The sequence below is a fragment of the Hirschia litorea genome (assembly GCF_042665075.1).
Lineage (GTDB): Bacteria > Pseudomonadota > Alphaproteobacteria > Caulobacterales > Hyphomonadaceae > Hirschia > Hirschia litorea.
The window spans coordinates 387,381-399,393 of sequence record NZ_JBHTBR010000002.1 but is presented as its reverse complement, the minus strand read 5'-3'; the positions used below and the strand labels follow the sequence as shown (position 1 = coordinate 399,393).

Below are 12,013 nucleotides of genomic sequence, written 5' to 3'. Positions count from 1 at the left end.
CGCAGTTGGTGACCATTCTTTTATCACTTACTGCGCTTTTTTGCCTTTTGCGGCTTTAAATATCCAATATCCTTCACATTCCGATAGTATTAACGACATAAAGAGTCGTCATGCTGAATCTATGAGCCTGTACAAACGCGATTTTTCATCTATAAGCACGAAATGATAGCGCGATCATTTTATGTTATGCTGCATAATTCGGTCTAAATAATTTTACGCGGTGCTTTTCATATCGTAATGACGACATAGGTTCCGAAGCTAGTTGGAGAGACACAAAATGGCAGAGTTTATTCCTGTAGACCCGTTTGATATTGTCATTTTTGGAGGTACAGGCGATCTTTCTAAACGAAAGCTTATACCTGCTCTCTTCCATCGCTATAAAGATGGTCAGATTTCCGAAGTATGTAACATAGTCGGAACCGCCCGTAGTGAATGGTCTCGCGAGGAATTTATTGCTTTCGCAAAAGAAGCTTGCTTAGAAGCACAAAAGGGACAATTGGACGAAACCAAGTTCGAGAATTTCGCGAAACTTCTTCAATATGTTCAAATTGACGCGACTGATCCGAAGTCAAATTGGGCTGATTTAAAGAAAAGTGTCGCTAAAGATGATCGCCCGCGCGTCTTCTATCTTGCGATGGCACCTCGTTTATATACTCCGCTTTGTAAAAACCTTGGCGACAAGGGACTCGTCACAGAGACTTCTCGCGTTGTTTTAGAAAAACCAATTGGTCGCAATTTGGAAACCGCTAAAGAAATCAATGATGGTGTTGGACTCGTCTTTAAAGAAGATCAAATCTTCCGTATTGACCACTACCTTGGGAAAGAAACCGTCCAAAACCTTCTTGTTTTGCGTTTTGCCAATATGCTGTTTGAGCCTCTCTGGAACCGCAATACAATTGACCATGTTCAAATCACAGTTGCCGAATCTGTTGGGCTAGAAACCCGCGCAGATTATTACGACAACTCAGGCGCACTCAGAGATATGGTGCAAAACCACCTACTCCAATTGCTATGTCTTACTGCAATGGAGCCACCAAACTCTCTTGACGCCGACGATGTACGCACTGAGAAAATCAAAGTTCTTCGCGCTCTAAAAAAATTCGATGCCACATCAGCAAAAGACTGGACTGTTCGTGCACAGTACCGCAGTGGTTCAGTCAATGGCGTAGCTGTAAAAGGCTATAAAGAAGAGCTGCCCGAGGAAAAGAAAACTAGCCGCACAGAAACCTATGTTGCCTTAAAAACCGAGGTGCAAAACTGGCGCTGGCAAGGTGTTCCATTCTATTTACGTACCGGGAAGCGCCTACAATCACGTCAATCGGAAATTGTCATCCGTTTCAAGCCCGCACCGCACTCTATTTTTGGAACCCAGCAAGGTGCCTCACCTAACAAGCTAATCATCCGCTTGCAACCAGATGAAGGTGTGCACCTATTCCTACAAATCAAAGAACCAGGGCCAGGTGGTTTGCGAGTAAAATCCTTACCGCTAAACCTATCTTGGGCGGACACATTCATGATACGCTACCCAGACGCTTATGAGCGTCTATTAATGGATGTTGTGCGTGGTAACCTTGCACTCTTTATGCGCCGTGAAGAAGTAGAACAAGCATGGATGTGGGCCGACTCACTTCTTGCTGCATGGGCTGACGATGATCGCCCTATGGAAACCTACCCTGCGGGAAGTGATGGCCCATCATCGGCTGATGTACTTCTGGCTAAAGATAACCGCTATTGGAAGCGCCTAGACTCCACAGAATAAGCCCATAGCCCTATAAAATTTGACCCAAATCTGGAGCTAGTCTCATGACGGTTACGCCCACTCACAAAGTTATCGAAAACGTCACCGAACGCATCATTAAACGGTCACAAGTTTCGCGCAGCGCTTATCTAAAGCTCATGGAAGGTCAGCGCCCAACTGGCTCTGCCCGCGCAAGACTAACTGACGGAAACCTCGCGCACGCATCCGCCGCATGTCCTATCCATGACAAAAACGCCATGCTTGGCGCTGAATGGCCAAATATAGGTATCGTTACAGCCTATAATGATATGCTCTCTGCTCACCAACCGTATGAAAAATACCCTGACATTATTCGTGCTGCTGCACGAAAAGTAGGTGCGACTGCGCAGGTTGCCGGTGGTGTACCAGCGATGTGTGATGGAGTGACCCAAGGCCAAGACGGCATGGAATTGTCCCTCTTCTCGCGTGATACAATCGCTCTTGCCTCAGCTGTTGCGCTCAGCCACTCAACTTTCGATGCTGCGTTATATCTTGGTATTTGTGATAAAATCGTTCCAGGCCTTCTCATTGCAGCAGTACGCTTCGGCTGGTTACCTGGTATATTTGTTCCCGCAGGCCCTATGCCATCGGGTTTACCTAACCCAGAGAAGCAACGCATTAGACAGCAATATGCAGCTGGTGAAGTTGGTCGCGATGCACTGCTAAAGGCTGAGAGCGAAAGCTATCATGCAGCAGGGACTTGTACATTCTACGGTACGGCTAACTCTAATCAAATGATGATGGAAATGATGGGCTTGCACATGCCCGGCGCTGCCTTTGTACCGCCAAGTTCTGGATTGCGTACGGCCCTTACCGAAGCAGCAACCCAGCGCGCCGCAGCTATCAGTCATATGAAGGGCGACGCCGCCTACACACCGATTTACAAGGTGATAGATGAGCGCTCAATCGTAAACTCCATTGTAGGACTTATGGCAACTGGTGGCTCCACCAATAATGCCCTACATATTCCAGCCATTGCACGCGCTGCAGGTATACTTGTTGACTGGTCTGATTTTGAAGAAATTGCAGCCATTACACCTCTAATGTGTAAGATCTACCCTAATGGCCCATCTGACGTGAACCACTTCCACGCTGCCGGCGGTATGGGGTTCCTGATCCGTGAACTATTAAGCGCGGGACTTGTGCACAATGAAGTTACGACAGTCGCTGGAGATGGTGGACTTGAACGTTACGCTGAAGAACCTACCATGCAGCAAGAAACGTTAACGTGGAAAGCTGCTCCAGAAAAAAGCCATGACGAAGACATCTTACGTCCGTACACCAACCCAATTGCTGCTGATGGTGGACTAAAACTTATAGACTCACCTATTGGTCGCGGCGTAATCAAAATTTCTGCTGTGAAAGAAGAAAACCGAAAAGTTTCTGCGCCCGCAGCAGTGTTTTCTTCTCAAGAAGCCGTCAAAGAAGCCTTCAAGGCTGGCGAGCTAAATCGCGATGTGGTTATCGTTGTGCGTTTCCAAGGACCGCGCGCAAATGGTATGCCCGAACTTCACGGACTATCTCCTATTCTTGGCCTTCTTCAAGATAAAGGGTTTAAAGTCGCCCTTGTGACGGATGGTCGAATGTCAGGTGCATCGGGTAAATTCCCCGCAGTCATCCACGTCGGACCTGAAGCGTTGGCAGGTGGACCAATTGCAAATGTAATGGATGGCGACATCCTATCACTAGATGCGAACGCAGGAACATTAGAGGTTTCTCCCGCCGATTTCTTATCAAGAACACCCGCTAAGCGTGAACATGAAGGCGGTGTTGGTTTGGGCCGTGAAATGTTTGCTGTTTTCCGTCAGTCTGCCGAAGTGGCTGAAAAAGGCGGTGGCATATTTGGCCTTATGGATGGGCAAGACTAATGCAACAAGACGCTTTTGATTATGTCGTCGTAGGTGACGTTGGGGGCACGAATGTCCGGTTTGCGATTGCTAAAGATCCACGCATCCATTCTGGCCCAGTGGTAATTGAACATTTTTGGAAATCTCCAAACAAAGAGCATAAAACTTTCCTTGATGCGCTTAGTGCTTTTATGGAAACTATTAGTATCCGTCCTAAACGCGGTGTTTTCGCACTGGCAGGCCCAATCAAAAACAACACCGTAACGCTTACCAACCATTCTAGTTGGCATGTTATTGGGCAAGACATTCAAGAGCATTTCAATATGGAGCGTGTCGATCTGCTGAACGATTTTGCAGCAATGGCGCGCTCGGTTCCAGAGTTAAGTCCAACATTGGGTGGTGAAGGTTTCACAACGATATCGAAAGGTCTGTCACTACCAGACCGCCCTATCATCGTAGCCGGTCCCGGCACAGGATTCGGATTAGCCACACTGACCCCTCAGCCCAATAAAACATGGCAAGTCTTACGTGGCGAAGGTGGACATCAAGCTTATTCACCAACAACACCTTTAGAAGCAGATGTATTCAAACTGCTTCAAAGAAAAATTGGCTATGTTTCTATTGAAAGCATGTGTGCGGGCGTTGGGTTTGATCAACTTTTGGAAACAACTTTCGAAGTTTTCGGACAAAATGCAGTTAAACATTCTCCTGCTGAAGCACACGAACTTGCAAAGAATGGAAATAAAGTCTGCGATGCCGTTTGCAGAATAAGAGCAAACACCGTAATGACCGCTTATGGAGATGCTGTTTTAGCCTCAGGTGCAAAAGGAGGTGTAGTTGCTGCGGGTGGTGTTACAACTGCTCTCATTGACTATATCGGCGCACCAGAAGCTTTGTCACGCTTCTTCGATCGCGGGCCGATGTCATCATATATGGTTGACGTCCCGATTTATCTTATAACCAGTGCTGAGGCTCCCTTATTAGGTGCAGCAGCCTACTAACGGATTATGGAAATTTGCGATGACTTGTGACATGAAACCAGTTCTAGCCGCCCTATCGTCAGCACCTGTTGTACCTGTTCTGACGGTTGCAGATGTAAACCATGCTGCACCGTTGGCGCAGGCACTATACCGCGGCGGTATAAAATTTGTCGAAGTCACTCTCAGAACAGCTGCCGCTCTGGATGTCATCAAAGAAATGAAGGCCGCACAACCTGAATTGGTCGTAGGTGCAGGAACAATTTTGACACCTGCAGATTTAGAAGCAACACTCAAAGCTGGCTCCGAATTTTCAGTATCTCCCGGCGCAACACCTAAGCTTGCCGCAGCGATGCTAGAATCAGGTGTTCCTGCCTTTCCAGGTATTGCGACTGCAAGTGAAGCGCTTGAGCGTATGGAAGAAGGCTTTGAGGTTGTTAAATTCTTCCCAGCAGAATCTATTGGCGGCGCAAGCGCTCTAAAATCTCTAGTTGCTCCGCTTCAGAACTTAAAAGTCATGCCTACAGGCGGTGTCAGCCCAAAAAACATGACGACATATCTTTCAATTCCAAATGTTGTTGCTGTTGGTGGTGGTTGGCTGGTAAGCAGCGCGGCAATGGAATCAGGTGACTGGGACAGCATCACGGCCATCGCAAAAGAAGCACTAGAAATCGCAAACAAATAGCTAGCCTTTAGGATACCTCTATGAGCCGTTTTTCTTCTCCCACAAGTCGCCGCGCTAAAATTGTTGCAACTCTAGGCCCAGGTAGCTCTGCACCAGACACTATCCACCTGCTCGCTCAAACTGGTGTTGATATATTCAGACTGAACTTCTCCCACGGAGACCATGAAGGCCATAAACGCAATTATGAATCCGTTAGACTTGCGCAAGAAAAGGTGGGACGTCCACTCGGTGTTCTCGCAGACATGCAAGGTCCAAAAATCCGTGTTGGAAGTTTCCCCGAAGGCTACATTCGTCTGAGCATGAATGAGGAAGTTAAACTTGTTCCCGGTAAAACGTCAGATGAAGAACATGTGATTCCAGTACCTCACCCCGAAATCCTGAAAGTCATGGAAGTCGGTGATCAGGTTTTGGTAGACGATGGCAAGATCATTCTGACGGTTACTAAAACAGGTGACACACCGTGGGTGCGTTCAGACCTTCCCGCCAAAATTGGTGATAAAAAAGGCTTTACCCTTTTAGGCAAGGCTCTGCCTGTGCCAGCACTTACACCGAAAGACAAAGAAGATTTGGAATTTGCGTGTAGCCTCGGTGCTGATTTTATTGCCTTATCTTTTGTGCAAACACGGGCCGACCTTGAAGAAGCACGTGCGCTGATGAAGGGACGTGGTCGCTTGGTCGCGAAGGTTGAAAAGCCAGCAGCCATCAAAAATCTTGAAGACATCGTCGATGGTTCGGATGGGATCATGGTGGCACGTGGTGATCTTGGGGTTGAATACCCCCCTGAAATGGTACCAATCCTACAACGTCGCATCGTTCGAGCATCCCGCGCTGCAGGTAAGCCGGTGATCGTTGCAACACACATGTTGGAATCAATGGTTGAATCAGCTTCACCAACGCGTGCTGAAGCCTCTGACGTTGCAACAGCTATCTACCAAGGTACTGACGCAATTATGCTATCGTCTGAAACTGCCGTCGGACGGCACCCCGCAACAGCGGTATCCATTATGGATAGAATTGTTGTGACAGTCGAAAACGACAAAGAGTATGCGACATCCTCTGGAAGCTTCGCACCTCCTAAAAGTGAGAACTCTCTTGACGCAGATTCAATTGCAGACGCGATAAGTGAACTCGCCGAACAAAATGATTGTATCGCAGTTTTTGTTTCGACAGCGCATTTTTCAGTTATTTCTCGCTTTTCTAGAGCACGCTTCAAAACGCGCTTAATTGCTCACAACCAAGATAAAACTAAACTTGGCCACATGTCGCTATTCTGGGGGGTAGAACCCCTCTCGAGCGCGGGTACCATGAGCGATACAGACCTAGTAGCGGCCGTAAAACAGCAGCTTGGCAGCGAGGTATCAGGCAAGATAGCATGTGCTTTCCAGACCAAAGGTTTAGATGATAACTTAGCTTGGCGTCTTGAAGTTATTCGCGTCTAGCATTAACTTTTGTGCGTTTCGCCACATTGATCAATTCTGAAACATTTGCCTCAATACCCTAAGAGATATCAAAGGCGTCTGGAGGTAAACTGTTGAAAGTATTGGTTGTTGGTGGCGGAATCGCCGGTCTTACAACAGCCCTCTGCTGCATCCAGCAGGGGCTTTCTGTTCAAGTTTTTGAACAAGCTTCAGAATTAACTGAAGTCGGCGCTGGTCTTCAACTCAGCCCAAACGGATCGCGAATTCTATACAAATTAGGACTTAAAGAGCAGCTGGAAAAAGTTGCATTTAAACCCAGATCTCTCGATATGCGACTAGGAAGAAGCGGCAAAAAAATCTTCTCAATCTCTATGAAAAACGCTGAGGCAAAATACCATGCACCTTACCTGCATATACATAGAGCCGACTTAATAAATGTGTTAAAACAAGCGATTACCACGATCTCTTCGGACGTCATTCACTTAAATCACACGGTAGTAAACGCAAACTCCAATGCAGACGGCGCGGAACTTACATTTTTAAATGGTAACAAAGCACACGGTGACGTCATCATAGGTGCCGATGGAATACATTCCAAAATAAAAGAAATATTTTCACCTTCACTTCCCCCTAAATTCACTGGCAATGTCGCTTGGCGCGCACTGATACCAACCATTAAACTTCCTACAAACTTAATTCCGCCCTCAGCCACAGTCTGGACTGGCAATAAAAGGCATGCCGTTACTTATTATGTAAGTCAGGGCAGATTTGTGAATTTCGTTGGTGTCGTTGAAGAAGAAAACTGGACGAAGGAAAGTTGGAACGAAACTGGAGATTGTGAAGAGTTGCGTTCAATATTTTCTAATTTTCATCCTACAATTCAAACTCTTATAGGCTCAATTGAGGCCTGCTTTAAAACCGCGCTTTTTGACCGTGAACCACTCTCCAGCTGGTCCAATGATCGATCTGTCATCATCGGCGATGCCGCACACCCCATGCTGCCATTCATGGCACAAGGAGCAGTAATGGCCATAGAAGACGCTTCCGTCTTAGCCGCACTCCTTAGTAATCAAAGCAGCACGCTTGAAAAGCCTTTCAGTCAATTTGAAAGCATAAGAAAACCGCGCACAAGCCGTGTCCAAGCTGCCGCCAGTTCAAATATGGCGCTTTTCCATCATGGCACCCACTTTTCACAGCTCTTAAACTATGGCCCAATGTGGTTAGCAGCTCGCCTTGCCCCTTCTTTTGTCAACTCTAGACAAGATTGGTTGTACCTCCATGATGCAGAAAACCCCAATTAGGAGTATTCAACACCCTTAAATCTCGGCTATAACACGAAAGCGATTGTGATTACTGCTAAGCAGTTGTAGCGTGTTATCTGAATGGGAATTTTTCAGTTTAGTGTTTAAGTTAGTGGGACAACGCCATCATGGTCATGACAATTTTAGTCTTAATCGGTGCAGTGCTATTGGTAGCATTGCTTGGTGTGTTGATCTATCGCGCATCAAGAACATTCGACGCAAACCCTAATCACACTTATGTTGTCCAGTCTGAGGGTGAAATTGTAGGTGCCCTTCGTGAACCAGCAACATTGTGGGACCCTAAAATGTCTGTGCTTCGGGATAAGGATGCACCAGATATTACCTACCCAGCCCGAAAAGCACAAACTGGCGAATTTTATACTCGCTCTCTGGTCAATCGAAGAACAGGTAGGATCTCCCTCACTGTTAACACGTGTACGCCTAAACCATTCCGCAGTATCACCTTAGACCGCCATCAACTAGAAATTACTGCTAACGTCGTATTTCGCCTTGATATTGAACGCATCCATATTTGCAGTCAGTTAGATAATTTTGGAGCAACTTTATCTAATCGTATTGAAAACCTCTTTGATAATGAGATCACTAGCTGTCGCGATGAAGATATTCGCGCCCAACAAACTCGTATAGAGCAATCAGTTACTCAAGCGCTGAGATCTATCGAAGAAGATGCCAAAGGTGACAATATGCTGAACGGCATGCCACTTGGTATCAAGATATATGAAGCTAATTTCTCGTTTTCAGAGATTGATACTATGGCTGAAGCGCAAGCAGCACATGCAGGTCCTGAGGGGCGTCCTATCGGACCAATCTGGATCGACCAACAGCACATCGACAAGCTAGCGGACACATTATCAGACCGCACGCCCGAAGTCCGCGACGCAGTTATGCGTATGATAGAACTTCAGACCCGCCAAAACATCGTTGAAATACTATCCAAGTCGGGTGGTCTAGTCGCTTTCACAGCTAAAGAACTTGGCTTAAACGATATCCTTTCGGATACCAAAGAAGAGCGAGGCGGAGCTAACAGAATGGCAGCTCCAAAAGCTGGCTTAAATGGCAACTCGAACAAGGAAAGCTCTTCATCAGAGTTAGACGATGAAGCTCAAGACACACTCGATACAAGCGGTCCTATTCAACGAGACTATTATGGCCGTCCGTTGCCTAAGCAACAATCAAAGCAATAACACCACCCTTGATCACAGAGATAAAAACGCAGTCCACAAGCTGTTGATTTAATAGTATATTATTAAAAATATTTGATCCCACCATCATATATTTTAAATTGAATCTCTCGCATTAAGAAATCGAAAACTACCTTCGGTCCATTCTATGTTGGATGATGTTCGTGCGAATGTCGCAATCTATGGGGGATTGAAATGAAGTCTTACGAAGTTTTAGCTCGACGATATTGCGCTTTTCTAGGCGAAGACCCAGATGAAGAAATTGAAGGGCTACCTATATGGAAGATAGCCCTAGCTGACTTGGAAGCTGCTATAAATGCACTAGAAACATTCGGTGTATCCGCACGCGCGCCAATGACGGATGAGAATATACCTTTATTGGAAGAACAATCGAAACCTGAACGTTCGCCTCCAAACCTTCGGTGCGTTGCTTAGATAGATTTAATCCCCCACCTCAGTTTTAATCTGTCTGTACTAAATTCGCTATCTGACGAACCATAGCGCGATCTTGTTCCTTTACACTGTCGTCCAACTGACCATAATCAACCAGGTGATTGTGCAAGCGCATATTGTTGTCGCGCAATCGTCCCAAGCGCCATCCATTTAACAGCCGATCTAACATCCACCTTTCGTGCTGCAGTCTGGCGAGCCGTTCCAGTTCTTCGACATCATCCATATCGAACACTTGAATACTTCTGGGTAAATCGACGCAACTATGCGGCTGACCATCGGAAGTCCCTTCCTCTAACCATGTTTCTAAATTAAACCCTGCAGAATCAAGGGTTGCGCGCATATGAGCCGCGACACGTCGATTGGACACTCGGTACTCTTCTTCAAGATAATCCCAATTGTGCTCTATGGCAGATATGTTTGCCGTATTTGTCTGTGTTTTGAGATATGTTTCATGAAATGTGCGGGCCAAAGTATCATAGTCTGGAGACAGCAGCGCAGTTCCATCCATCCCCCTTCTCCAAGATCCAAATGGTACAAGTTTCAACTCAGATACATATTTTGCATGCTCTTTCACCTGAATTTCATTATAATTTTCAATGCCATACAAACCACTTCCTTGAAGGACGCTCCTCAATCCTGAACCGTTCCGGCTGTTTACAAAAATTGGTGCATCAAACCACGCCTCTCGTTCAGCGCGGTCTTTCATAGCAACTGCCGTAACAAGTGGCTGCGCATCTTCGCTTAATGCGATATAAACTGCGCAGGGTGGTATTTCGCTACACCTTTGTTTTATAAAGGATTCAACTGTTGGCGAATGCAGGGTCAAATTTCCGGCAACAAAAGATAAGTCTATCGCATTTTTAATTCCTGGATGACGCGCATGAAACTCGGCAGCTAACGCTTTAGCTTGAGGGTCTATAATCGTCACGGCCATCTTCAATGGGTTGGAAGATACTGATGTTATTAAAAATTCTCGAACAAGCGCTTGCCCAAGCTCACCAAACCCAATGATTATAATATGCTGCACAGCATGTTTTTTTCTACGCGCCAACAAGTAAGGAGGATGAGCTAACATGACCTCCCGCGCTACGCCTGCTACCAGAGAGAAGGGCTTCAGCTTAGTGGCTGGGTCCGCCTTGCTTACCCTCTCCAATAGCCATGAATCCATGAAGTGTGCGAGGATCTCCATGTTAGGATAAAGGCTGGCTATCTCCTGAGCTTGAGACCAAGTTTCGACGTCTAAATTATGCGCAACAATTATCCGTCTTGCTCGCTTTGCGCCACAACGCTTCAAATCATCAGCTATAAATTTTGAAGGTTTGAAACAGTTTTCATTGTTAGGAGTTTGACAAAGAAGCGTGACCTTCCGTTTTTGAAGTTTGGCATATTCAAAGGCAAGCGGATGATCTCCCACCACAATATCATGATCACATCGCGCCCATAAAAAAACACGAGAAGCTCTGCCTCCCAACGCAAATAGAAAAAAACGGCCCACCATGAGTATGAAAGCAACAGCACCTGCCAAACGTGCTATTTGTAAAGAAAGAGGCATCTGAGCGAGAGAAGTTGCAACATAAATGTCTGAAGCAAAAATAGCCTTGATACTTAATTGGATCGTTTCAACGAAAACTTGCCAATTTTGGCTCCCTACTTCTCGCAATTGGTAAATGGCGTCTGCAGCATCAAATTCCCAGCGCCACCAGCCATACACCCCCGCCCCAAAAGCCAATAATGATAACCCAATAAAGGACAACCAATATAAAGCGGCTGCTTTTCTAAATGCCAATTTTTCAAGACGGCGTAGAAATATTCTGAGCAGAACAAGCATAACTGGCACCCGTGTATGCGTAAAATGAGCGTCTTGTGAGCTTACTCCATGTGGACGCGCTTACAAGTCGTATCAATTTGAGTGCAAGTTAACTGTCTTTTGAAACCTTACCATTAGTATAGAAAAATACTTTGGAGAGTTTAAGCCGTGGCAAATCCAATTTCGGAAGACCAAATACAAATCATTGCACGCGTCATGCATGAAGCTATTCGCGCATTTCAAGCGGCACATGGTGAGCTTCCAGCACCTCATTGGAATCAAGCACCCAAATGGATGAAAAAAGCATCTGTGGAAGGTGTATTATTTAAAATCAATAACCCCAACGCTTCCGTCTCTGCTCAACATGATCAATGGATGGAGACCAAACTAAAAGATGGTTGGGTGTTCGGACATGAAAAAGATGGGAAGAAGAAAACCCACCCGCTCCTTGTTCCCTACGAAAAACTGCCTTTTCCAGAACGGCAAAAAGACGCACTCGTTGCGGCAATAATCACATCCCTGACGCAAGAATTGTAAGCTGCCGAA

At 46.1% G+C, this 12,013-nt stretch carries 10 protein-coding genes; 9 read left to right on the top strand and 1 reads right to left on the bottom strand.

Annotated elements, in window-relative coordinates:
- Positions 1–277: 277 nt before the first annotated feature.
- The 8 genes from zwf (at position 278) to ACFQS8_RS01975 (ending at position 9,642) form a co-directional block, all read left to right on the top strand.
- A complete protein-coding gene (zwf, locus tag ACFQS8_RS02010; RefSeq protein ID WP_382165219.1) occupies positions 278–1,759 on the top strand; it encodes a glucose-6-phosphate dehydrogenase in 1,482 nt (493 codons plus the stop codon).
- A gap of 44 nt (positions 1,760–1,803) precedes the next feature.
- Positions 1,804–3,645, top strand: coding sequence for a phosphogluconate dehydratase (gene edd / locus ACFQS8_RS02005; RefSeq protein WP_382165217.1), 1,842 nt, complete (start codon positions 1,804–1,806; stop codon positions 3,643–3,645).
- Positions 3,645–4,625, top strand: coding sequence for a glucokinase (locus ACFQS8_RS02000; RefSeq protein ID WP_382165215.1), 981 nt, complete (start codon positions 3,645–3,647; stop codon positions 4,623–4,625). The genes edd and ACFQS8_RS02000 overlap by 1 nt, the downstream gene beginning before the upstream one ends.
- A 19-nt stretch (positions 4,626–4,644) precedes the next feature.
- Complete coding sequence (gene eda / locus ACFQS8_RS01995; protein WP_382165213.1) at positions 4,645–5,286, top strand: bifunctional 4-hydroxy-2-oxoglutarate aldolase/2-dehydro-3-deoxy-phosphogluconate aldolase; 642 nt, start codon at positions 4,645–4,647, stop codon at positions 5,284–5,286.
- 20 nt (positions 5,287–5,306) lie between these two features.
- Positions 5,307–6,725 carry a pyruvate kinase gene (gene pyk, locus ACFQS8_RS01990; protein ID WP_382165211.1) on the top strand — a complete coding sequence of 473 codons (1,419 nt, stop codon included), beginning with the start codon at positions 5,307–5,309 and terminating at the stop codon, positions 6,723–6,725.
- A gap of 92 nt (positions 6,726–6,817) precedes the next feature.
- Positions 6,818–8,005, top strand: coding sequence for an FAD-dependent oxidoreductase (locus tag ACFQS8_RS01985; RefSeq protein WP_382165209.1), 1,188 nt, complete (start codon positions 6,818–6,820; stop codon positions 8,003–8,005).
- 128 nt (positions 8,006–8,133) lie between these two features.
- Positions 8,134–9,210 carry a hypothetical protein gene (locus ACFQS8_RS01980; protein ID WP_382165207.1) on the top strand — a complete coding sequence of 359 codons (1,077 nt, stop codon included), beginning with the start codon at positions 8,134–8,136 and terminating at the stop codon, positions 9,208–9,210.
- A 192-nt stretch (positions 9,211–9,402) separates the two neighbouring features.
- Positions 9,403–9,642, top strand: coding sequence for a hypothetical protein (locus ACFQS8_RS01975; RefSeq protein WP_382165205.1), 240 nt, complete (start codon positions 9,403–9,405; stop codon positions 9,640–9,642).
- A 25-nt stretch (positions 9,643–9,667) separates the two neighbouring features.
- On the opposite strand, the gene ACFQS8_RS01970 is transcribed toward ACFQS8_RS01975, so the two are convergent.
- Positions 9,668–11,488, bottom strand: a complete 1,821-nt coding sequence (locus tag ACFQS8_RS01970; RefSeq protein ID WP_382165203.1) for a RyR domain-containing protein — start codon at positions 11,486–11,488, stop codon at positions 9,668–9,670.
- 147 nt (positions 11,489–11,635) lie between these two features.
- Between ACFQS8_RS01970 and ACFQS8_RS01965 the strand changes: the two genes are divergently transcribed.
- Positions 11,636–12,004, top strand: a complete 369-nt coding sequence (locus ACFQS8_RS01965) for a RyR domain-containing protein (RefSeq protein ID WP_382165201.1) — start codon at positions 11,636–11,638, stop codon at positions 12,002–12,004.
- Positions 12,005–12,013 lie beyond the last annotated feature (9 nt).